The sequence below is a fragment of the Desulfovibrio litoralis DSM 11393 genome (assembly GCF_900143255.1).
Lineage (GTDB): Bacteria > Desulfobacterota > Desulfovibrionia > Desulfovibrionales > Desulfovibrionaceae > Frigididesulfovibrio_A > Frigididesulfovibrio_A litoralis.
Genome location: NZ_FRDI01000003.1, coordinates 285,891 through 308,081 on the forward strand (window position 1 = coordinate 285,891; position 22,191 = coordinate 308,081).

Annotated in this window: 20 protein-coding genes; 7 read left to right on the plus strand and 13 right to left on the minus strand. The window is 36.7% G+C overall.

The genetic code is table 11. The annotated features are described in order from the left end of the window. The first annotated feature begins 163 nt into the window (after positions 1-163). The 3 genes from BT999_RS03705 (at position 164) to lgt (ending at position 1,635) form a co-directional block, all read left to right on the plus strand. Positions 164-424, plus strand: a complete 261-nt coding sequence (locus BT999_RS03705) for a glutaredoxin family protein (protein ID WP_072696424.1) — start codon at positions 164-166, stop codon at positions 422-424. Beyond that, positions 414-770, plus strand: coding sequence for a ferredoxin-thioredoxin reductase catalytic domain-containing protein (locus BT999_RS03710; RefSeq protein ID WP_072696425.1), 357 nt, complete (start codon positions 414-416; stop codon positions 768-770). Before BT999_RS03705 ends, BT999_RS03710 begins: the two co-directional genes overlap by 11 nt. 82 nt (positions 771-852) lie before the next feature. After that, a complete protein-coding gene (lgt, locus tag BT999_RS03715; protein ID WP_072696426.1) occupies positions 853-1,635 on the plus strand; it encodes a prolipoprotein diacylglyceryl transferase in 783 nt (260 codons plus the stop codon). Between the two features lie 86 nt (positions 1,636-1,721). On the opposite strand, the gene BT999_RS03720 is transcribed toward lgt, so the two are convergent. The 4 genes from BT999_RS03720 to BT999_RS03735 all read right to left on the minus strand — a co-directional run bounded on the left by BT999_RS03720 (position 1,722) and on the right by BT999_RS03735 (position 8,547). Continuing rightward, positions 1,722-2,381: a hypothetical protein gene (locus tag BT999_RS03720; RefSeq protein WP_072696427.1), complete on the minus strand. Its 660-nt coding sequence runs from the start codon at positions 2,379-2,381 to the stop codon at positions 1,722-1,724. A gap of 148 nt (positions 2,382-2,529) precedes the next feature. Continuing rightward, positions 2,530-3,537: a polysaccharide deacetylase family protein gene (locus BT999_RS03725; protein WP_072696428.1), complete on the minus strand. Its 1,008-nt coding sequence runs from the start codon at positions 3,535-3,537 to the stop codon at positions 2,530-2,532. 41 nt (positions 3,538-3,578) lie between these two features. Continuing rightward, a complete protein-coding gene (locus tag BT999_RS03730) occupies positions 3,579-7,352 on the minus strand; it encodes a tetratricopeptide repeat protein (RefSeq protein WP_072696429.1) in 3,774 nt (1,257 codons plus the stop codon). An 85-nt stretch (positions 7,353-7,437) separates the two neighbouring features. Further along, the gene (locus BT999_RS03735; RefSeq protein ID WP_072696430.1) at positions 7,438-8,547 is read right to left on the minus strand and encodes a sigma-54 interaction domain-containing protein; all 1,110 of its coding nucleotides are present in this window, start codon (positions 8,545-8,547) and stop codon (positions 7,438-7,440) included. A 387-nt stretch (positions 8,548-8,934) separates the two neighbouring features. On the opposite strand from BT999_RS03735, the gene BT999_RS03740 reads away from it, so the two are divergent. Genes BT999_RS03740 through BT999_RS03750 form a run of 3 tightly spaced genes read left to right on the plus strand, consistent with a single transcriptional unit; the run spans position 8,935 to position 11,779 of the window. Continuing rightward, a complete protein-coding gene (locus tag BT999_RS03740) occupies positions 8,935-10,827 on the plus strand; it encodes a hypothetical protein (RefSeq protein ID WP_072696431.1) in 1,893 nt (630 codons plus the stop codon). Positions 10,828-10,836: 9 nt separating this feature from the next. Beyond that, positions 10,837-11,076, plus strand: a complete 240-nt coding sequence (locus tag BT999_RS03745; RefSeq protein WP_072696432.1) for a hypothetical protein — start codon at positions 10,837-10,839, stop codon at positions 11,074-11,076. A gap of 34 nt (positions 11,077-11,110) precedes the next feature. Beyond that, entirely contained in the window at positions 11,111-11,779 is a 669-nt protein-coding gene (locus BT999_RS03750; protein WP_072696433.1) for a class I SAM-dependent methyltransferase, read from the plus strand. Between the two features lie 83 nt (positions 11,780-11,862). On the opposite strand, the gene frr is transcribed toward BT999_RS03750, so the two are convergent. The 5 genes from frr to rpsB all read right to left on the minus strand — a co-directional run bounded on the left by frr (position 11,863) and on the right by rpsB (position 16,226). After that, a complete protein-coding gene (frr, locus tag BT999_RS03755) occupies positions 11,863-12,417 on the minus strand; it encodes a ribosome recycling factor (RefSeq protein WP_072696434.1) in 555 nt (184 codons plus the stop codon). Between the two features lie 2 nt (positions 12,418-12,419). Continuing rightward, positions 12,420-13,136, minus strand: a complete 717-nt coding sequence (pyrH, locus tag BT999_RS03760; protein ID WP_072696435.1) for a UMP kinase — start codon at positions 13,134-13,136, stop codon at positions 12,420-12,422. Positions 13,137-13,207: 71 nt separating this feature from the next. Continuing rightward, positions 13,208-14,080 (minus strand): glycosyltransferase family 2 protein, encoded by an 873-nt coding sequence (locus tag BT999_RS03765; RefSeq protein WP_072696436.1) that lies wholly within the window; start codon positions 14,078-14,080, stop codon positions 13,208-13,210. A gap of 485 nt (positions 14,081-14,565) precedes the next feature. Next, entirely contained in the window at positions 14,566-15,432 is an 867-nt protein-coding gene (tsf, locus tag BT999_RS03770) for a translation elongation factor Ts (RefSeq protein ID WP_072696437.1), read from the minus strand. Positions 15,433-15,434: 2 nt separating this feature from the next. After that, positions 15,435-16,226 carry a 30S ribosomal protein S2 gene (gene rpsB / locus BT999_RS03775; protein WP_072696438.1) on the minus strand — a complete coding sequence of 264 codons (792 nt, stop codon included), beginning with the start codon at positions 16,224-16,226 and terminating at the stop codon, positions 15,435-15,437. A 340-nt stretch (positions 16,227-16,566) separates the two neighbouring features. Between rpsB and BT999_RS03780 the strand changes: the two genes are divergently transcribed. Further along, positions 16,567-16,959 carry a Fur family transcriptional regulator gene (locus tag BT999_RS03780; protein WP_072696439.1) on the plus strand — a complete coding sequence of 131 codons (393 nt, stop codon included), beginning with the start codon at positions 16,567-16,569 and terminating at the stop codon, positions 16,957-16,959. Between the two features lie 1,283 nt (positions 16,960-18,242). Here BT999_RS03780 and tgt read toward each other — a convergent pair. The 4 genes from tgt to BT999_RS03800 form a co-directional block, all read right to left on the minus strand. Further along, positions 18,243-19,400 carry a tRNA guanosine(34) transglycosylase Tgt gene (gene tgt, locus BT999_RS03785; protein ID WP_072696440.1) on the minus strand — a complete coding sequence of 386 codons (1,158 nt, stop codon included), beginning with the start codon at positions 19,398-19,400 and terminating at the stop codon, positions 18,243-18,245. 54 nt (positions 19,401-19,454) lie between these two features. Continuing rightward, positions 19,455-19,979 (minus strand): CarD family transcriptional regulator, encoded by a 525-nt coding sequence (locus BT999_RS03790; protein WP_072696441.1) that lies wholly within the window; start codon positions 19,977-19,979, stop codon positions 19,455-19,457. Between the two features lie 107 nt (positions 19,980-20,086). Continuing rightward, positions 20,087-20,674 (minus strand): aminoacyl-tRNA hydrolase, encoded by a 588-nt coding sequence (gene pth, locus BT999_RS03795; RefSeq protein WP_072696442.1) that lies wholly within the window; start codon positions 20,672-20,674, stop codon positions 20,087-20,089. A 280-nt stretch (positions 20,675-20,954) separates the two neighbouring features. Then, positions 20,955-22,133, minus strand: a complete 1,179-nt coding sequence (locus BT999_RS03800; RefSeq protein WP_245790980.1) for a glycosyltransferase — start codon at positions 22,131-22,133, stop codon at positions 20,955-20,957. Positions 22,134-22,191: the final 58 nt, after the last annotated feature.

Consider the following 22,191-nt stretch of genomic DNA (forward strand, 5'->3'; position numbering starts at 1 on the left):
CCCTACTATAGTTAAGATTTCTTGAAAAGAAAAAAATACTTAGATAAAAAAATTACGTCTCAAGATTATTTAGCTCTTTACTTTACATATCTTTTTATTACAGTTAAAATAGTTAAAACAAGCCAACACTCAATAAAAAATAACAATCATTGAGGAAATTTCTATGCAAAGTTGTACTCTTTATGCCCTTTCGACCTGTTCTCATTGTAAAAAAACTAAAAGTTTATTAGAAGAACTCGCTGTTTCCATGAACTGTATCTATGTTGATACACTTGAGGGAACAGAACGTCAAAACGCTATCGCCACCGTAAAAAAAGTCAACCCCAAAGTTTCTTTCCCTACTGTTGTCTTTGAAAACTGCGATAAAGTTATTGTGGGCTTTGAACCGGAAGAAATTAGGGAGTTTGTGGGAAATGGACAATAAAACCGCTAAGCCCAATGACCCTATTACCCTTTTAAATATTCTTAAACCCATTCAAGAAAAAAAGGGATATTATTTTAATGCCGAAGAGGCAACCACTCTTGAATTACTTGAATCTCTTTTAAAAACCAAAGAAAGATACGGTTATATGACCTGCCCCTGTCGCCTCGCCAATGGAAACAGAGCTGATGATGCCGATATTATTTGCCCTTGTGTTTATCGGGAAGAAGACGTAAAAGAGTTTGGCTCTTGTTACTGTAATTTATATGTTAGTGCTGAGTGGAACGAAAACAAAATATCCCATAAAGCCGTTCCGGAACGCAGACCACCCGAAAAAATTAAGTGGTAATTTAAGTTTTTTGAGCGTTAAAGCTTGAACGAGTGATTTACCGTGTTTTTCAATAACTCCTTACAAGGATTTTTTTTCATTTATGATCGTCTTATCTCCTATTGATCCCGTAGCTTTTAGCCTTGGACCACTCGCCGTGCGTTGGTATGGCTTAAGTTATCTTGTCGGGCTAAGCGTTGCTTGGTGGCTCGGGCGTTATCGTGCTAAACAACCAAACAGCTATCTAAAACCGGCTTTTATCGAAGACTTGGTTATTTATTCGGCATTTGGCGTTTTAATAGGCGGACGACTTGGTTATATTCTTTTTTATAACTTTCAACATTATCTCAGCCACCCTTTAGATATATTTTCGGTTTGGGAAGGTGGAATGTCTTTTCATGGCGGAGTACTAGGCGTAATTTGCACTGTTTTTCTTTTCAGTTATTTAAAATATAAAGACCCGATTAAAGTTGCCGACTTCGCTTGCCCTTGTATTCCCCCCGGACTTTTTTTCGGACGCCTCGGAAATTTTATCAATAGTGAGCTTTGGGGACGACCCACAGATGCACCTTGGGGCGTAGTTTTTCCTAATATCGGATACCCCCCACGCCACCCTTCGCAATTATACGAAGCCCTTTTAGAAGGCTTAGTTTTGTTTATAATACTTTGGATTTATTCCAGTAAACCAAGAAAACGCTTTGGACCTTCGGGCTTATTTTTATTAGGCTATGGAGTCGCTCGTTTTATTGTCGAATTTTACCGTGAACCAGACTTACAACTGGGCTATATTGGCTTTAACTGGCTGACTATGGGACAACTTCTTTCTATTCCGATGATCCTAATCGGAGGGGCCATGTTGTATTACGCTGAAAAAGTAGAAAAATAAAAGAATGATACCCATCTCGTACACTGAATACAGTATAGCATGATGGGTATCATTAATTAAACTTATATAAAAAATTTTGACTGCGATTATACTATAATATCTAATGATACATTTACGTTAACAGTTGGAGTTGGTGCACTATCAGGTATGCTTTCAATAGCTACAGAATTGCCACTTGCTTCAGCAACGACATTATTTACTTCAGGGCTACTTGGTATTGGGTTACCATTGGCATCTTTTGGTGCCATAGCTTCTTCCACACCCTTTTCCATACTGTCTTGCATTTCTTTAAAGCTTGCTTCACTACCGTCTACAACCTTTTTCATCACTTTAGCACGTCTCATTCTTGGATCAGCAACACTAGGATCTGCATCAAAAGCCTCAAGCATACCATTTATAGTATCTTGTATAGAATCTTTCATTTTCTCTCTTGTTATTAGAGCATTTTTTGTCGCTTGAACATATTGTGATTCTTGATAATTTTGATTGAAAAAATTATTTTGCATTAAATTAGATGACCCAGATTGTTGATTATTCAAATTAGATGAATTTTGCATTAACAAACTTGAGGCGTCAGACAACGTAAGAACATCTTGTGGAATTAAAGGATCACTAAGTAATTTTTCATTATTTACAAGATCCTTATTTAAAAGATCTTTGAAATTTTTCTTCAACATATCTTTTAAATCTAACTTTTCCATCAAAAAACTTGATAAACTACCGCTTAATTCTTCGATAAGATTCATCTTACACCTCTGCAACAATCATATATAGGGTTACATTATACCACATATAATACTATCGTCAGAATATGTAAAAACTTTAACCATAAAATAAAAAATATCGCAATATAATCAATATAAGCTTATATTATTTATAGTTATGGTTATAAAACTACTTCTTCCCGAATGCTTCCGATAAGGTTACGAATACAAAACCACGTTCTAAAAGTTGGGGTAAAGCCTTGACTAAGCCGGCACCGGTTCCGCTTTGCGGTCTGTGAAAATGAGCAAGTAGAATATCGCCACCTTTGCTTTGTAAAGTGCGTTTTTCTACTTCATGGGCGTTTAAAGTTGCCCCTTGATCTAAGGTAATGCTATATCCTGCGATACGATAATCCGCAAAATGAATAAAATTTACGGCAACTTCGTCATAAAACGCCGTTCCCGAGCGAAACCAAGAGATTTTTTTATTATGTTGCAACAGTCCATATTGATAAATCTGCCTACGACTCTCAATTATTTCAGCACAAAGTTCTTCAACTGAGCGAGTTCCTTGAATATTATAAACAGATTTTCCATTAACGGAGGCAGGACGATGAGTCAAACCGTGGGAAGCGATTTCAAATAAGGGGTTTTCGGCGATACGTTGAAATACTGCTTGATTATGTTTTATCCACGAGGGCGTAACAAAAAAAGTTGCCCGAATTTTTAAACTCTCTAACGTTTGCAATAAACCTTCGTCATAATTTCCGTTTTTCATACCACTACAAGCATCTAAAGTAAGAGCCACAACGGGGGCCTCATACTCAATATGCTCCCCTGATTTTTCATGATATTTACCGCTTCTTACAACCGAAAAAGGTAAACGAGAGTCAATTCCCGTTAAGGTTTCAGACCATTCTCTAGGTTTTAAAGAACTATTAGATGACTCTCGCCACTCGGAAATTAACTTAGGGCAAGTTGTTTCTGAATTAAACTCAGGTGCTATAGTTCCTTGTATTTCAGTTTCGCCTTCAGCTTTTTCTGTTGAGTTTAAGACAAGGTTAGATATAGGAGCGAGACCCGCATTTGACGGTTCTGATTGACTTTTTTGTGCCTCTATATTTTTTACAACCAAAAATATAACACAAAAAATGAAACCGACTAAAAGCAGACTATGCTTTAGTTTTAATTTAAACATAAAAGTCTCTTTATACAAATATAAACAATGATAACGTTATCTTATCTAAGGTTAGGATTTGAAGTAAACCGAGCGGCATCTTCCGAAATTTTATAAGTTTTTAAATCAGAAGCGGCTAAACGCCCATAAACATCATTCGCATGTTTTTCTGCCAAATCTTTCATTATTGCCTGCCACTTAGGAAGGTTACCCATCTTTTTATATAAAGTTCCTTGTCTGTAAAGGTTTGCCAACTTATCAGCATCTTGAATTTCCATATACTGTGGATATTTAAGCATATAATCTAAAGCTTCTTGGGGTCTTCCCGCACTTTCGGAAATATCCATAAGCATATTTAATAATAACTTAATTTTCGGACGATCAAGTTGTAACGGGTCTTTGTCTGCAAGACTTAAAAAATTGCGTAAACTTTCTTTAGCAACACGGTTGGCGTTTTCCAAATCTCGTTTTTGCCAATAGTCGTTTGCCGTAAAATATTGAGCATAGGCCTGTTGTAATGGAGTAAGACCGGTATCGCCCTGAAGTTTTTTCCACAATAACACCGCTTTGTCCGGGTTACCTGTTTTTTCTTCTGCGATAGCAACGGAATAGTCAAGTTGTTGAGCCGCTTTATCGTTTAACTCCCACAACTGTACCTTACGCTGTAAATCTTTAACAGCGTCCCAACGATCATTTTCCACTAAAATATTTAAAGCCATTGCCAGAGCGTCTTCACCATATTCGGGAATTTTCGCCCCTTGGAAAAATGGCTCAAGGGTATCTAAAGCCCTTTGAGGCGAATCGGTTTTCCACAAACTTCTCGCCAAAGCGATTGTGCTTGAAGGACGCAATTCATTTTTTTGTTCTCGCACGATAGGGAATTTATCCCATAAAGTCGTTGCCAAAGTTGTTCTATTTTCTAAAATTCCTTGAGCAACGGCGTTATCAAACGCCTGCATGGCTATTTCTTTAATTTTTGGAATAAGGCTGTGTTTAGGATAATCTTTAACAAAGGCGGTAGCTTGTTCCAAAGTGTTTTCATAATCTTTGTTCCAAAGATACCACATAGCCAGCTTTAAACGAGCTAAAGGAGCCAAAGAACTTTGAGGAAAATCTTTAAGTATTCTGTTATAAACCTGAACCGCACCCAAGCTAAACTGTTTATTATCAAAAATTACGCTCATATCCCTTGCGGTTGGAGCATCATAAATACCTTCTTCCGCTAAACGCATCATAGAAACCAAGCCACCGTCTTTATCAGGAAACTTTCTTACAGCTTCGTTATAAGTTTCTCTGGCGGCACTAACCTGACCGTCTATGGCATAAATATCACCCAAACGTGCCAAAACCATATCAGTTTCATCACCGTTAGGCAGAATGTTATAATAAGTCCAATAATAGTGGCGAGCTTTATCATTTTTTCCGACTCTAAAGGCCAAGTCGCCGAGCATATTTAAAAATTTAGGCTGATCAAGATAAAAACGAGGCCAACGTCTTTCAATAAACTCAACGATTTTATAAGCTTCCTCATAATAACCAAGATTATAGTTAGTGCGTGCAAGTGCAACCGCAGCCTCTCGCACATAAGGATTATCCGGATAATTTTGAACTACATATTGATATTCATCAGCAGCTTTTTGATATTCTTTTTTGTTATAATAATATTCACCCCAATTATAATAAACAAGAGGAATATTAGGATCTTTTGGAAATTGTTTTTTAAGAATATTAAAATACGCTTCGGCTTCTTGAGGGTTGTTACTTTTTAAATTGACGAAACCAAGACGCATTAAATGAGTTGCCACCATTGGTGATTTTAGATTAAAATTCATCGCTTCGGTGGTGCTTGAAACTATTTTTGAGAAATTAGCCAAAAGGTCACTCTTCCCAAGCTCATAAACAGCAGTAGCAAGTTCATTTAAAACCGTTTCACGCTGTTCAAAACTTAAGTCGGCTCTTCCCCGTAATGGTTCTAAGATCGCCAACGCCGCTTCATATTCACGCACTTTAACATTAGCTTTGGCTTGAGTAATTAGTTCATCAATCGTTGGCGGAACAGGTTCTTGTTTACCTTGAGTACCGTGTCCTTCCTGAGCTTGTGCCGTATTATTGGTAGTATTAGCATTACTTTTTACTAAAAGTTCAAGCTGGCGTGGTTCAGGAGTAAAAGACTGTTGCCCTGTCGCCTGTTGCCCTGTCGCCTGTTGCCCTTGTTGTCCTGTTGCTTGCTGTTGTCCTGTTGCTTGTTGTTGCTGTTGCTGTTGCGTTAAGGGCTGTCCTGCACCTTGCATATTTTGCGGAATAGGTTGAACCTGATTTTGCCCTTGTTGCTGTATTGGTTGATTATAAGGATTTTGTTGTAAAGCTTGCCCCTGAGGGTTTTGTGGAACAAAAGGAACCTGTTGATTTTGAGGTAAATTTTGTGGCAATGACTGTGGTGATGCTTGAGACGGCTGAACAGGTTGTTGAACTTGATTACCTTGAGGCGGAAATCCTTGTTGCCCGTAAGGCATTTGTTGAGCCTGTTGTTGATACTGCTGTTGTGCCTGTGGCACAAACTGTTGCTGTTGCATTGCCGGCATTTGATTTTGAGGCATTTGATTTTGAGGAGTTTGCACCTGTGCTTGAGGTTGAGGTGCATAAAGTTCGGAGGGCGGAGGACCAAGCTGAATCGGAACAGATAAATTCGGACCTGCATTCGGATTTTGTGCAGGAGTTTGAGAAACCGCTTGAGGTTGTTGCCCCATTTGAGATTGAGGCATATTTTGCGACTGCTGTTGTCCAATCGGCATTTGCGAAGCCTGAGTCTGCTGAGGATAAACAGCTTGCGGCATATTTTGACCTTGAGTCAGGTTTTGCGGCTGTGCAAACGGTTGAGTATTCGGCTGGGCATAAACATTTTGAGAAGGAGCGGCTTGTCCATATGGATTAGCAAAACCACTTTGACCCTGTTGCCCGGCTTGACTATAAGGATTTACAAACCCTTGTTGGTTTTGTCCTTGAACGGGCTGTGCCTGCTGTTGCATAGGCTGTTGCATAGGCTGCTGCATAGGTTGTTGAGCATAAGGATTTACAAAACCCTGTTGCACCTGTTGCATAGGTTGTTGCATAGGTTGTTGCATAGGTTGTTGAATTGGCTGTTGAATTGGCTGCATATTTTGTTGTGGAACTTGAGCAACAGCATTTTGGTTTGCTTGTGCCACTAAAATTGGTTCAGCCGAAATATTGTCTTGAGCAGGCAAAGTGTTTCCAACCTCAGTCGCCGCACTGGCAACAGATGGAGAAAGAAGAGATATCGCCTTCTCTAGGGAGCTCTTAGATTCAACATTTTTAGAACTAAGTAGCTCAGGGTTCGGCTGTTTTTTTGCTTCTGTCAAATTAGCCTGAATATTGTTTTGAGGCTGTATCTGTTCACTTTTTACTAAATTTTTATCGCCTTTCCAATATCTTCCGACTTCATCTTGATAAAATTCAATCACTACCTGTTTAGGGTCATTATTAAAGACAAAATGTCCAAATGCAGGAGTATTGGTCGTAATGTTGATGATATTCCCATCTAAACTTACAGTAGAAAAAATATTTTTATCACCGGGCTGAATTCCGCTATTATTTAACGAAACTAGAGGAGCGTCTAGCTTGATACTCAAAGCGTTTGGAGCAGTACGCACAACAGTAGCACGGGAACTTTTTAAAGAGTCTAACGCAATAGACAAGCGTTCACGCCCTTTTTCCATTTTCCATGTATAATCAGCCCCTAACGCAAAGTCAACGGGAGAAATAAAACTTAACGCCGCCGATAAAACAAGCCATTTTGGTATAAAAATATTTATTTTCACTAGTTAGCACCTTAAAATAATGATATGCAACAATTAGACCAAAAACACAAAACAAATTTAATATCAATAAAAATAAAATATTTAATTAAATTGATTCATTAGTCTTTTTCTTAAGCTTTTCAATTAAAGTAGTTCGTTTAATCCCCAAGATTTCTGCCGCCTGATTTTTGACTCCGTCTGCCATTGTTAAAGCTTCGTTCAACAAACGCTCTTCTGAAATTTCTAAAAACTCTTTTAAACCAATTCCAAGTTTTTTCAAGTCATCAACCGTTGCCCAAGAAAATTCCGATTTTTCTTCACTAAAAACAGCTTTGAAAAAATTTCTTTCCTCGTTATGTGAAACTTTTTGTTCTTTAACAACCTCACAAACAGGTTCAAGAGGTTGGGGCATAGACAAAAGACTGACATCGCCCACTTCGTTTAACAATTTTTGAGGTAAATCTTTCAATTGAACAACATCATCATCGCACAAAATGGAAATACGTTCCATAAAATTTTCGAGCTCTCTGACGTTACCCGCCCAATGATATGCATTTAAAGCTTTTTTGACATCAGAAGAAAGTCTTAATAAAGGACGATTTTTCTTTTTACAAAAATGTTCGAGAAAATGTTCGAGAAAATGTTCCGCCAAAAGAAGGATATCTCCGCCACGCTCACGCAACGGCGGTAAAGACAAAGGAATAACATTTAAACGATAAAACAAATCTTCGCGAAAACGCCCTGCCGCAACTTCTCGCTCTAAGTCTCTATTGGTTGCCGCAACAATACGCACATCAACTTTGCGGATTTCCGTTCCACCAACACGCTCTATTTCTTTTTCTTGTAAAACTCTTAATATCTTAACTTGTAACAAAAGATCCATCTCGCCGATTTCATCAAGAAAAATCGTGCCGCCGTTTGCAAGCTCGAAACGCCCCGGGCGAGAACGCACAGCCGAAGTAAAAGCCCCTTTTTCATGTCCGAAAAGTTCAGATTCTAACAAATCTTTTGGAATAGCCCCACAGTTAATAGGCACAAAAGGCTTATCCGCTCTAACGCTGTTTGCATGTAAAGCTCTTACAATCAGCTCTTTACCCGTCCCCGATTCTCCCGCAACCAAAACCGTACTGTCTGTTGGTGCAACTTTAACAAGCACCTTAAACAACTCGTTTAATGTAGAGCTTTGCCCTATAATTCCTTTTGTATCCAGTTTCATTACATACCCTCAACGGCAACAAACAGTGCAACTTTAAAAAGTCTTTATAAAATCTTATTTGAAGTTTTACTAAAATTATTTCTACAAGGCTCACGACACATTAGTCAGTTTCTTAACCTTCAATGTCAAATTTATGACGTCATGTCAAGAGTTTTTCTAATATTTTTTATAAAAATATGTATAATATTTCTCACAAACATCTAATTAAATAAACTTTCGTCAACTCAAGACAACTCAAACCTGTTTAAACTAAAACAAAAACACATATATTTACCATAGTTACACTTATTTTTAAAATATTTTTAAAAAAGACTTTTCATATTAAGAATAAAGTTTTATTTTGTTCTGACAAAATCAAATATTAACCTTTTAAATAATAGAAAAGAAATGTCATATTTTAAAAAATTCCCCGAAAAAAATGATAATCAAAGTTCTGACAAGCATAAAAACAAGCCTCATGATAACGAGAACTTTTCCGATACAAACAAAAATGAATATAAACATCACGAAAAAAGAAAGTCATCTTTTATAAAGCGTGAAGGTGGCTCATATAACAACACCGAAAATCAAGAAAACGCCGAAACTGAAGTTTTTAAACCCAATAATCAGATGACAGAAGGTCTGATTGAGCTTGACCTTGATTTAATGAAACTTTTAGTGCGTCGTAGCAAGCTCTTAAACAAAGCACAACAAAGACTAAGCGGACAAGCCTTTAGCTCTTTCGAAAAAGAAGTGCGTCAGGCTTTTGAAAGCAACGCTCAAAAATTTAGCCGAGATCCTAAATTTACACGTCAATTTTTTAACTTAATACAAGACCTTAAATTATTACACTCTGCCAATGATGCCAAAGAGGCTTATAAGCTTTCTCCGGCTCGCAAGCCTGTTGAACTTAACCTTAACGCCACAGCGGAACAACTACTTGCAAACATCTATATTTTCCTTGGGGCTTATACTATGAGCCCTATAGAAATCGCCAACCTGCCTCAAACCGAAGCAAGCGAGAGCCTTATCCAAGCTCTGAATATGGGCAATGCAAATATTTATAGAAACAATAATACCTTAATTAATGCGACCAAAGAAAAGTTAAACTTCTTTGATAAAAGCTTATTTGCCGGCGAACAACTTTTTAACTTCTTTTTACTAAGCTTTGTAAATACATTCAATATCGGGCGTTGTCGCATAAACACCGGAAACCAACTAAAAAATATTGACCTTAAATCCTTGCGAAGCTTTTTACCACAGCTTGGAGCAAGACTTGCACATCAAATACCGGGTTCAAGTTCTGCCCCTGTGTTTATCGAAAGTTCCGGCGTGTTTGACTCAACATTGTGCCTAAACGGAACTTTATTTGAAAACATTCAGGCAAACGAACGTGAAGAGTTTGTATTTAGCTTTTGTGCCGCTCTGTTTACCGCATTGAGTTCCACTAAACGCAGCTTTTCCATTACTACGGAAAACTTAGACTCTTCTTGTCAAAAAGGCTTTAATAAAGCCTCTAAGCTTGTCTTACCCTTTTTAAGCCAATTAAATGTTCACTCTGAGTTATCGGAAAATAATTTAAGCCTAAACGCTGAAAAAATCGACTTAACTCAAAAAGTCAAAATAAATTCCGACCTAAATTTAAGTGCTTCTTTCTTGGCACTAAGCCTTGCACACGGCGGAATAGTCAACTTAAACGATTTTTATGCCGACTATAAACTAAAAGAAAACAATATTTCGGTTTTTTTCAATAAAATCGGAATAGAACTTGAACAAAACGCAAATTGTTTAAGTGCCAAACGCAAAACAGATTGGCAAATAAAAAACTTTGAACAACTTGAAATTAATGACTTTAATTCTTTGAACACAAAATTTAAACCGATTGCCTTGGCTTTATTGGCAACTTTGGTGTTAAAAGGTGTTTCCAAAATAACGCTCAATTTAAGCGAAGAAAGCGAAGAATTTAAACAAGTTAGCTCTGAATTTTTAAGTTTATTAAGATTAACTATTGAAGATAATTGTTTAAAAAAACAAAATGAAGTAAGCGAAACGGAAAATCAAACGGCGTTTATCAGCCCAAACCCTTGGTGGATTTTAGCATTAGCTGTTGCCTCATTACAATATCTTGGTCAATTTAAAGGGCAAAAAGCCTCCTTACAATTAGTTAACCCAAAAGATATTGAACAAATATACCCACAATATTGGTCTTTATTTAACGCCTTACCAAACCCGTCTTTGAAAAACACCCAAAATGTAAGTCAAGCCGATGAACCGACAAAACGTCGTTTTATCGCAGAATAAATTAAGCTTATGTCCGAAATATCAATAAAAGAACAACAGGCTTTGCTCGTTCAAGAAAAAGAACGAATTGAAACCGAACAGAAAAATATCACGGAAAAAATAAAAGAACTCATGTTGGCTGAAAAACCACAACAGGGCATCTTTTTTGCTCAAGAAATTCACAATCTGAAACAAAAACAAAACCGCTTAACGGTTGAGCTTTTGTTTTGTTTGAATAAAATAAAAAAACTAAGCTATGTCTCTTTTTAAAGCTTAACTAACTTTCTTAGCCACGAGACTATTTATGAGCGTTAAAGAACAATTTGACAGTATCTCAAAACAATATGATCAACAACGTCGAGGGCTTATTCCCTGTTTTGACGACTTTTACAGACTACCCTCTGAAGTTTTGGATTTTCAAGGCACAACTCCAAATATTTTAGATATAGGTTGTGGAACGGGGCTTTTTTCCTCTGTACTTTTAAAAAAATATCCAAACGCAAAGTTCACCTTAATTGATTTGTCCGATAAAATGTTGGAACTTGCCAAAGAACGCTTTAAAAACAATATCAACTTTAAATTTATCACAGAAGATTATACCAAACATAAGTTTAATGAAAAATTTGATATAATTATTTCCGCCCTATCTATTCACCACCTCTCGGCAACGCAAAAAGAGGTTCTTTATGACTCATGTTATAAGATGTTGAATGACAACGGAATTTTTATCAATGCCGATCAAGTATTAAGCCCTTACCCCGAAGTTGAAAGTATGTTTTCAAACTTATGGAAAAAAGAAGTGGAACAAAGCGGTCTTGAGCCTGAAGAAATAAAAAAGGCTTATCAAAGATTAACCCTTGATAACCCCTCTACTTTATCAGACCAGTTACTTTGGCTTAAAAAAGCCGGCTTTAAATATAGTGATGTTTTGTTTAAATATTATCATTTTTGCGTTTTATACGCCAAAAAATAAATACTAGCAAAACGCAAAAAATCCATTGTAACTTATATATTACAATGGATTTTTTTATCAAATCAATATTCGATTAAAAGAACTTAGATTTCCATAATTTCTTTTTCTTTGGCGGTTAGTCTTTGATCAATTTTCTGAACAAAGCTATCCGTAGTTTTTTGTACGACATCACTGGATTTTTTGTGGTCGTCTTCTGATATGGTTTTATCTTTTTCCAGCTTTTTAAACGCATCATTAGCGTCTCTGCGAATATTACGCACAGCAACTTTTGCTTCTTCTGCATATTTTTTTGCTAGTTTTGCCAAATCTTTACGACGATCTTCTGTTAAAGGCGGTATGTTAATGCGGATAATCTTTCCGTCATTCACGGGATTAATTCCCAAATCAGATTTTTGCAAAGCTTTTTCAATCAAAGAAAAAGCTGATTTATCCCAAGGCTGAATAGTAATTGAACGGCTATCGGGAATCGCCACAGAGGCAAGTTGTTGAATCGGAGTCGGAGTTCCGTGATAATCAACCTTGACATTATCTACAAGAGAGGTAGAAGCACGCCCCGTACGCAATTTGTCAAATTCTTTGTCTAACGCTGCTAACGCTTTATTCATGCGTTCTTCAGTATCTTTTTTAATATTTTCCATAATTAGCCTCCTTGAACTATGGTGCCAACTTTTTCGCCAAGCACTAAACGACGAATATTTCCACCAAACATATTACATACAATTATCGGTAAGTTATTTTCCATTGCCAAAGTAATCGCCGTATTGTCCATAACGCCAAGCTGTTTGTTGACGGTTTCCATGTGTCCAAGCTCATGAAACATCACGGCATCAGAAAACTTCATAGGGTCTTTGTCGTAAACTCCATCAACCTTAGTCGCCTTAACAATCGCATCACACTTTAATTCCATTCCTCTTAAAGTAGCGGCGGTATCGGTTGTGAAATAAGGGTTACCGGTTCCGGCAGCACAAATTACAACTCGCCCTTTTTCAAGATGGCGCTCGGCACGACGACGCACATAAGGTTCGCAAACTTCCTGCATGGTAATGGCAGACAAAACTCTTGTGCTGTGTCCTAATTTTTCCAAAGCATCTTGCACCGCAACCGAGTTCATCACAGTAGCAAGCATTCCCATATAATCAGCCGAAGACCTATCCATTCCCTTGGCAGAAGCCGCCAAACCTCTAAAGATATTTCCTCCGCCAATAACAATGGCAAGTTCGACACCAAGTTTGACTATTTCGGAAATTTCAGCACAAATTGCAACAACCGTAGCAGGATCAATTCCAAATTTGTTATCGCCTGCCAAGGCTTCTCCGCTCAATTTTAAAAGCAGACGTTTATATTTTAATTTACTCATTAAACACCCCTGAAGATTTTTTGGTTCGTTGAAATTTTAGCTAAAAACAGTTATGATATCAAGAAATTATCTTAGTTCTTTTTTGCCTGTTGTTGAGATTCAAAATGGTTATAAGGCTTGCCCCAGCTCGCATCAGGAATACGAACATATTTTAGAAAAGTATAAAAGGCATCATGAGCCGCCAAAATAAAACCCGCACGCCCGTCTAAAAAACCACGCTTTAAAATATATTTACGAATAAAACATACTTTAGCATGAATTAAACCAACTAAAATTCCACCCTTACGCCCTTTTTTGCGAAGGTCGTTCGCCCCTTGTTCGGCATAAGAATTAAGTTTTTCAAGCTGATTAAAAAAACCGGTATAAGGATAATGATATAAAAGCCCGTCAAGCTTACCGGCTTTTGATTTCGGGTGAAAAGAATAATGGGCTCCACTCATTTTAATTTCAAGCTCACCAAAAACAAACAAACGATTTAACCAATCGGGGTGCCAAGAGCTATGATACATAAAACGGTCATAATACCAAGAAAGGCGGTTTATTCCAAAAGCCGTACACTCTTTTTGTTCAAGCGTTGGTTCGGTTAAAACTTGTTGAATATTTTTTTGTAAGGCAAGATCGCAAACTTCATCAGAATCAATACAAAGTATCCAATGTTTGAGTTTTGGATTAGCGTTTACAATATTTTCTTCGATATATTTGAAACCAAATTGAAGCTGAGGGTAAGGACCTTCCCAAGCTCTGATCAATAAAGTCGCACCAAAATCTTTAACTATTTGTTGAGTGTTATCCGTACTATGAGAATCGACAACAATAATACGAGTACAAAAAGCTAAAGACTCCAAACACGCTTTAATTAAGCGTTCTGAATTATAAGTTAAAATCAAAGCCGTTAGTTCAAAGTCATTATTGGAATTAAATTTATCAACGTTATCTTCAGACATTTATTACGCCACCCTGATATAGTGATAATGCGATTAGAGATTATTGCACAATAGGCTCAGAGTGTATTCCGTCTGGACGACACTCATAAAACGAGGGCAAAGGCACGCAAAACGGAGCTTTGCAATAATCTTTATTAAATATATTAAACCTGTTTAAGATTAAAAGCTATAGTTTTTTTATTAGGCAAAGCACAGCTCAAAAAAAGCAACAAGCTTTTTAAAAATAAAAACCATAATCTCAAACACAAAAAGCACTCATTTTACAGGAAAATTAAATTTTCTTTTTGTTTCGAGGGATACCCCCGAAGCCCCCAAGCCCCCAAGCCACTGCCAGGCAAAGCCAGCCTATTGTCTTTATTCGTGGTTTTGGGAGTGTCTTTCCGAAGTATCTTTCTGGCGAAAGCCACTTTGAGACGATCGTGCAATAGTCTCAAAGTATAAAAAAGGGGTCTTTCGACCCCCTATTGTGATTCATTTAAAACAGCTTATGCACTCGCATCTTCACCAAGTTGAAGGCGAACAAAACGCTTAACAGTCAAAGTATCGTTCAAGGCTTTAGCTTCGGCGGCGACTAAGTCTTTAATGCTGACTTTATCATCGCGAATATATCCTTGTTCCATCAAACAAGCTTCTTTATAGAATTTTTGAATACGACCGTCGACGATCTTTTCAACTCTATCCGCAGGCTTGCCTTCTTCTATAGTTTTTTGGCGATAAACTTCACGCTCACGTTCAACCAAAGCAGGGTCAAGACTTGCCGCATCTAAAGCCGCAGGGCTAACAGCAGCAACTTGCATGGCGATATTGCGAGCAAGTTCCATTAACTTAGGGTTTGCAGCGGTTTCGGGTTTAGTACAATCAATTTCAACCAAAACGCCGATTTTTCCGTTAGAGTGGATATAAGCACCAATTACACCGGGGGTTGACATTTCCCAAAGAGCAAAACGCCCGATAGTCATGTTTTCACCGATAATAGCAATTTGCTCATTCAAAGAAGTAGAAGTTAAATCAGCCAAAGCAGTAGCATCAGCAGGTTTTTTATTAAAAACGGTTTCAACAACGCTTTTGGCGAAAGCTTGGAACTTATCACCACGAGTAACGAAGTCTGTTTCACACTTAACTTCAACCATAGCAACACAAGTGTTGTTATCATTAACACGCAGTGCAACTACGCCTTCAGAGGTAGCACGCCCTGATTTTTTGGCGGCTTTTGACAAACCTTTTTGACGAAGCCAATCAACAGCTTTATCAAGCTCACCCTTACATTCTTCAAGGGCATTTTTACAATCCATCATACCGGCACTGGTAAGTTCACGCAGTTCTTTGACCATTTGAGCTGTATAGTTAGCCATGATTATTCTCCCTGTAATTCTGTTTCTTCTTCAGCCTGTTGTACTAAAGAAGAAGCGGCATTAGCACTTTTCTTTAATTCTTCTTCAACGTCTTTTCCGCCTTTTTCTTTACGCATGGCTTCGCCTTCTAAACAAGCATTGGCGATATGGCCAACGAAAAGCTTAATAGCACGAATAGCGTCATCGTTACCCGGAATAACATAGTCGATAGAATCAGGATCACAGTTTGTATCAGTAATCGCAACAATAGGAATACCGAGTTTGCGGCATTCTTGAACGGCAATCGCTTCACGCTGAGGATCAATAATAAAAGCAATAGCAGGTAAATTTTCCATATCTTTAATCCCGCCAAGCACGAGCTTTAATTTATCAAGCTCACGTTGAAGAGATAAAATTTCTTTTTTCTGATAACGATTAATAGAACCATCTTCAAACATTGTTTCAAGTTTTTTCATGCGAGCAATGCTTTTTTGGATAGTTTGGAAGTTAGTTAAAGTTCCGCCCATCCAACGATGAGTAACGTGATATTGACCGGCACGTTCGGCTTCACCAGCGATAGCTTCTTGAGCCTGACGCTTGGTTCCGATAAAAATAACCTTACCACCACGCACAACCGCATCAACAATTTTGTCATGAGCAGTATGGAAAAGTTTAACGGTTTGTTGCAAGTCGATAATATGAATTCCGTTACGAGCTCCAAAAATATAAGGCTTCATTTTTGGATTCCAACGTCTGGTTTGGTGACCAAAATGGACACCAGTCTCAAGCATTTGCTTCATGCTAACATAAGACATAAAAAAGCTCCTAAAAGGGGTTTTGCCTCCAATAAGACCTTAGCCGTCAAGTTCAAAAACATTTTGAACACCCCGGGCTTTTCTCTTATTGTGAGTATTTATTTAAAAACATTTCTACTTACCCATAAAATCAAAGTTCTGCAAGCTTTTTTTTATATAATTATTATTTACTTTTTTTTTGTTTGCTGTTAATAATAGTTACTGCTTAGATTTAGAGGCTAATACTTAAATTTAACAGATTAAACATAATAAGCAAGCCTATAGCAAAATTCTGATTATCTTAACCACACTTGTTTATTTATATGTTTTATATTTTATTGACCAGAAAGGAAATTAAAACATGTCTCAAGCTACTCGCAACACCAAACAACGCACCGTCATGCTTAACGTTTTAAAAAAACTTAAAACTCACCCCACAGCAGATGAAGTTTATCATATCGTAAGAGAACAAATACCCAAAATAAGCCTTGGAACCGTCTATCGCAACCTTGAAATCTTAGCGGAAAACGGCGAAATTTTAAAAATCGAAAATGCCGGCTCTCAAAAAAGATTTGACGGCGATTTAAGCCCACATCAGCATGTACGTTGTACACATTGCGGACGCATCGGCGATATAATGACGACTCTTCCAATGACCTTAGACAAAATCCCCAGTGTTGAAGGATTCAAAATTACCAATACCCGCATAGAGTTTGAAGGTATCTGCGATAAGTGTGCAACCTTATCTAATTAAAGACCATTGCAAAACGGATTTTTTGCGTGTTTTTTGGAGTGTCTTTCTGAAGTATCTTTCTGGCGAAAGTTGCAATAAAACTATCGTGCAGTAATAATTTGACACATAATTCAATAAATCATTTTTATCATAGTTTATCTTTAAAGCCTATACTTTTAAAGCCCATGATTCCACAAAATTAAGTTTTTGGTCTACTCATATATTGATAATAAAATTACATTTTTATTATTATATTATCTTTAATCCCAATGCTCCCACGGAATAAACCTTACTTCGGTCGTCTCCGGCTATTCATATAATAAAATTCATTTTATTATTATATTATATTAAACTTCACACTCCCACGAAATTAATTTTATTGGTCGTCTCCGACGGGCACGGGGAAAATGTTTTCCCCTTTGCATTCCCGCCATAAGGGGCTAGTCGCCCCTTAACCCCACGAACGCACCACGCATTAGTTGATGCCTATCGGCATCAAAAGTTTAAACGCACTTTAGTCTCTTTCATTGGCAAGCTAACACTATGCTGTTGGAAAAGATTAATAGTGTTTAAATCATCATACAGAAACAGTAACTTAAATTTTACATGGACATGGTGGTTAAATAAAAAACGAAGACGACCAATAAAATTAATTTCGCGAGAGTATGAAATTTAATATAATATAATAATAAAATGAATTTTATTATATGAATAGCCGGAGACGACCGAAGTAAGGTTTATTTCGTGGGAGCGTTGGGATTAATAATAAAGTTATAATAAAAACAAGTTTTATTATAGATATATAAGACGACCAGTAAAATTAATTTCGCGAGAGCATAGGGTTTTTAAGCGGATTACAAAAAAGCTTAAACCTAATAAATACAAAATTTCATATCTATTTTACAAAAAACTTACGTTTTTAGTTGCCGTTATAATCAAGAAAGTTTCAAGCTATAATTGCCATTAAAAGAAACCACGGTGCGTTCAAACTTTTGATGCCGATAGGCATCAACTAATGCGTGGTGCGTTTGCGGGTACAGGGCGGCAGCCCTGTTGTGGGGAATGCAAAGGGCTTCACATAAAGCCCGTGCCCGCCGGAGGCGACCAGTAAAATTAATTTCGCGAGAGTATGAAATTTAATATAATATAATAATAAAATGAATTTTATTATATGAATAGTCGGAGACGACCAAAGCAAGGTCTATTTCGTGAGAGCGTTGGGATTAATAAAAAAGTTATAATAAAAACAACATAATATCAATTCCACCCAAACAAAACCAACAATAAAACACCGCTTCTATATCCTATACCCCAAGCCCTATTCCACCCAAAGCCGCTTCATCAGGATATAAAGCAATCATTTCGTTTAAAAAGGCATTATACCTTTTTTCATTAATCGCTTGTCTGGCTTTTTGCACAATATTCAAAAAATACGTCAAGTTATGTAACGAGTTAAGCCTAAACGCCAAAAGCTCCTGACTAACAAACAAATGCCTTAAATAAGCCCGACTAAAGGTTCTACAGGTATAGCAAGAACAGTTTGGATCAAGACTGTTTTTGTCTTCAGCAAACTCTTTGCGTTTAATATTCACCTTACCAAGCGAGGTATACAAAGTTCCGTTGCGTGCGTTGCGAGTTGGCAATACACAATCAAACATATCAACACCTTGGGCGATTCCATAGACAATATCCAAAGGAGTTCCCACTCCCATAAGATAACGAGGACGTGTTTCAGGCAACAAAGGGGCCGTATGTTCCATCAACTGATACATTTCGGGCTTTGGTTCTCCAACAGAAACACCACCAATCGCATAACCATCAAACAGATCATCACAAGTTAACTGCTCTACTGATTCCGTTCTAAGGTCATTAAAAAAGCCACCCTGAGTGATTGCAAATAAAAGGTTTTGCCCGCTGTTTTGAGGGTAATAAACTCTGGAACGTTTTGCCCAACGAGTTGTTAATTCTATTGATTTTGCGGTATATTCCTTATCTGTTCCATAAGCAACACATTCGTCTAAAACCATCATAATATCAGAATTAAGATTGCGTTGAATTTCAATAACTTTTTCCGGTGTAAAATTAAGTTTCGCTCCGTTTAAATGAGAACGAAATTCCACGCCGGCTTCACTTATTTTACGCAAAGAGGAAAGGCTAAAAGCCTGATAACCGCCGCTATCTGTTAAAATTGGTTTATCCCAAGAAATAAACTCATGTAACCCACCAAAACCCTTAATGAGTTCATCACCCGGTCTAAGATGTAAGTGGTAGGTATTTCCTAAAATAATTTCCGCCTGAATATTATCTAAATCATCGGGGGCAATCGCTTTTACTGTTCCGACTGTACCAACAGGCATAAAAATTGGAGTTTGAATAACACCATGAGCCGTATAAAAAAGCCCTGTGCGTGCTTTATTATCTTTATTAAGAAGTTTAAAAGTTCCGATATTCTCTTTTTGCATATTACTAATTAATTTATGATATTTTTTTATTTTTTACAAAGAAATAGCTATATTTTAAGTAGTTTGGGGAATTTCATCATTAACTAAAACGCTAAGAGATAAATATCCGCCAACCTGTTTTTCTATTTCAATAAATTCTTTATCCAAAACCGAAGAAAGCTCGGAACAAAGCAAGTTCATTGCCTGTTCAAAAATACGACGTTCGCCAAACGACAAGTCTTTGTTTTTGGCGATCATGCTTATATCTTTTAAGACATAACAAACATCGGGGAGCTTTCCACTTTTTAATTTTTCGCTATATTCACGTTGGCGGCGATTCCAGTTTTGACCGGCATAACCGACAAAACCATCATCATTGTTTAAAGAATCTAAAATCAACAACGCCTCTTCACGAGAACATAAGCTTCTTAAACCTATATTGGCGGCATTTTTCACAGGAACCATGAGGGTTACTTTCGTGCCTAAAATACAGACAATATAAAAATCAAGCGAACTTCCTCCTATTGTTTTATTTTCAATAGCAGAAATACGCCCAACCCCCTGAGCAGGGTACACAATAAGCTCATTTAAAGAAAACACAATAACAACCCGACCTAAAAAAGATTAATTCTATAACTATTTCAAAATATTAAAACATATATACCTGTTGCACAAAAACATATTACGCAACAAATATATAAGCACAATTAAGGTTTTTTCGTATTAAGTTCTTTTTGTAACTCTATAAAACCTTTATTAAAATACTTCCAAAACTTATCACAAATATTGGTTAAACACTCTTCAACAGACTGTTTTTCTTCAGAATAAAAATTATTTAAAACATAACCGGCACTTGAACCGACTTGGTTTTTTCCTATTCCCAAACGTAAACGCCAAAAGTCAACACCACCAATACATTGAAGTATTGATTTGATGCCATTATGCCCTGCTGCACCTCCGCCAAGTTGAAATTTAATACGTCCAAGTGGCAGGTCAAGTTCATCATGTGCAACAATAAGTTGTTCCGGCTTTAATTTATAATAAGCTAAAACAGGAATAACAGCCTCACCCGAAAGATTCATAAAAGTCAAAGGTTTTTGTAAAAGCCAAGTTTGGTTTTGAATTTGACACTTCCAAAGTTCATATTTACCCTTGGAACTTAGTCGCGTAATCGCCGCCCCTTTTTCTTCTGCATATCGAATGATACCATCTATTAACATAAAACCAAAGTTATGTCTTGTATTATTATATTCAGATCCGGGGTTACCAAGCCCGACAATTAATCCACTATACATTAATGCTCCGTTAAAATTCTAAATTCAGATCATTGCAAAACTCAGTTTTGCGTTTTTTGGTCATCGTTTTATCTTCTGTATGTACATAGTATAAAACATCTTCAGGCACAAAAATCATTCATTTTACGAAAAAATAAATTTGACTTTTTGTTTTAGGGCTACACCCTCAAAATCTCAAGTTAACTCTCAAACAAAACCGCATTAATTTCTTTATATTCGTGTTTTTTAGAGAGCCTTCCTTGTTAAATTTACTTTAAAATTATTGTACAATAGTATTAAATTAATGTTTCGCATGGAGATTATCAAGAGCTTTATAATATATTATCAAAGTCGTATTTAAAAAAGATTCCATGCTCAACTTTTTAATTATGATTTCTTCAGCTTCTTTAATTTGAGTTAAAAACTGTTTATTTTCCATACTTTTTTGAATTAATTCCGCCAGCTTTTCAATATTATTCGGAGGAATCAACGCCGAATGAGGAAAAATATCCGGCATAACCCCAACAGTTGTTCCAATTGTCGGAATTCCAACCGACATCAACTCTAAAGCGGCTCTGGCTATTGTTTCTGACCACAAAGAAGGTACAACGCCAAGATCAAGAGCTTGAAGATATTCATTAATCTTATCTACCTTGCCTGTAATAATTACGCTTTCTTCCAAAGCCTCTTCTTTAATCCAAGCTCTGACTTCTTCTTCTTTTAATGTAGTGCTAAAACCCAATAAAAGCAATTTAACTTGTTTAAGACCTTTTTTATGTAAAAGCGAAACGGCCTTAATTAATTCTTTTTGTCCTTTAACCAAGTCAAAACGCCCCAATAAGCCAAGTACAAAATCGCTGTTTTTATATCCCAAACGCCTGCGTATTTCTTCTCTATATTCAAGAGCGGGATAAAATTTTGAATTGTCTACTCCGCCAAAAATTGTATATAAATTTTCAGGACTTACTTTTATTTCTTTCAAAAAGTGCGTTGCCATATATTGATTGGTCGCAATCACGGCATCACTAACCCGCACGTGCAAAATACGATTAATCCAATTATTTTTAGGCAAACGTTGATCACCACGAGTACGAATCAAAACGAAGCTGTTCAAGATTTTTTTTAACAAACCAAATAGAACAAACCCCTCTCCTCTATGACAATTAATCACATCAGGTTGAAAAGTTTGAATAAGTTTTTTTAAACGAAAAAATGTTGAAAATATTTTAAACGGATTAGAGCTGTTTAAATCAAGACTAATTGGTTTAAGACCAAACTTTTCGGCTTGCCTAAAACTATCGGTATCTTTTAAACCGATTACCAAAACATCATGCCCAGCTTCTTTCAAAAGTTTTGACAAAAAAAGAGCGTACCATGCCGTTGCATTAAACCAACGCACATTAACAACCTGAATAATTTTCAGTTTTTTTTCGCCACTTAAATCAGGATTGGCATTCATGGAAAATTGAATATTCTGCATATGTTATCAAAAATATATAATAAAAGCAGGGAGGGAATTAAGCCCCTCCCTGTAAATA

Excerpts from the sequence above, each read along its gene's own strand:
- BT999_RS03735 (WP_072696430.1), bottom strand. The coding sequence starts at position 8,547 with ATGAAACTGGATACAAAAGGAATTATAGGGCAAAGCTCTACATTAAAC.
- BT999_RS03710 (WP_072696425.1), top strand. The coding sequence starts at position 414 with ATGGACAATAAAACCGCTAAGCCCAATGACCCTATTACCCTTTTAAAT.
- frr (WP_072696434.1), bottom strand. The coding sequence starts at position 12,417 with ATGGAAAATATTAAAAAAGATACTGAAGAACGCATGAATAAAGCGTTA.
- BT999_RS03740 (WP_072696431.1), top strand. The coding sequence starts at position 8,935 with ATGTCATATTTTAAAAAATTCCCCGAAAAAAATGATAATCAAAGTTCT.
- BT999_RS03745 (WP_072696432.1), top strand. The coding sequence starts at position 10,837 with ATGTCCGAAATATCAATAAAAGAACAACAGGCTTTGCTCGTTCAAGAA.
- BT999_RS03725 (WP_072696428.1), bottom strand. The coding sequence starts at position 3,537 with ATGTTTAAATTAAAACTAAAGCATAGTCTGCTTTTAGTCGGTTTCATT.
- BT999_RS03765 (WP_072696436.1), bottom strand. The coding sequence starts at position 14,080 with ATGTCTGAAGATAACGTTGATAAATTTAATTCCAATAATGACTTTGAA.
- BT999_RS03780 (WP_072696439.1), top strand. The coding sequence starts at position 16,567 with ATGTCTCAAGCTACTCGCAACACCAAACAACGCACCGTCATGCTTAAC.
- tsf (WP_072696437.1), bottom strand. The coding sequence starts at position 15,432 with ATGGCTAACTATACAGCTCAAATGGTCAAAGAACTGCGTGAACTTACC.
- lgt (WP_072696426.1), top strand. The coding sequence starts at position 853 with ATGATCGTCTTATCTCCTATTGATCCCGTAGCTTTTAGCCTTGGACCA.
- BT999_RS03750 (WP_072696433.1), top strand. The coding sequence starts at position 11,111 with ATGAGCGTTAAAGAACAATTTGACAGTATCTCAAAACAATATGATCAA.
- pth (WP_072696442.1), bottom strand. The coding sequence starts at position 20,674 with ATGTATAGTGGATTAATTGTCGGGCTTGGTAACCCCGGATCTGAATAT.
- BT999_RS03705 (WP_072696424.1), top strand. The coding sequence starts at position 164 with ATGCAAAGTTGTACTCTTTATGCCCTTTCGACCTGTTCTCATTGTAAA.
- tgt (WP_072696440.1), bottom strand. The coding sequence starts at position 19,400 with ATGCAAAAAGAGAATATCGGAACTTTTAAACTTCTTAATAAAGATAAT.
- pyrH (WP_072696435.1), bottom strand. The coding sequence starts at position 13,136 with ATGAGTAAATTAAAATATAAACGTCTGCTTTTAAAATTGAGCGGAGAA.
- BT999_RS03800 (WP_245790980.1), bottom strand. The coding sequence starts at position 22,133 with ATGCAGAATATTCAATTTTCCATGAATGCCAATCCTGATTTAAGTGGC.
- rpsB (WP_072696438.1), bottom strand. The coding sequence starts at position 16,226 with ATGTCTTATGTTAGCATGAAGCAAATGCTTGAGACTGGTGTCCATTTT.
- BT999_RS03720 (WP_072696427.1), bottom strand. The coding sequence starts at position 2,381 with ATGAATCTTATCGAAGAATTAAGCGGTAGTTTATCAAGTTTTTTGATG.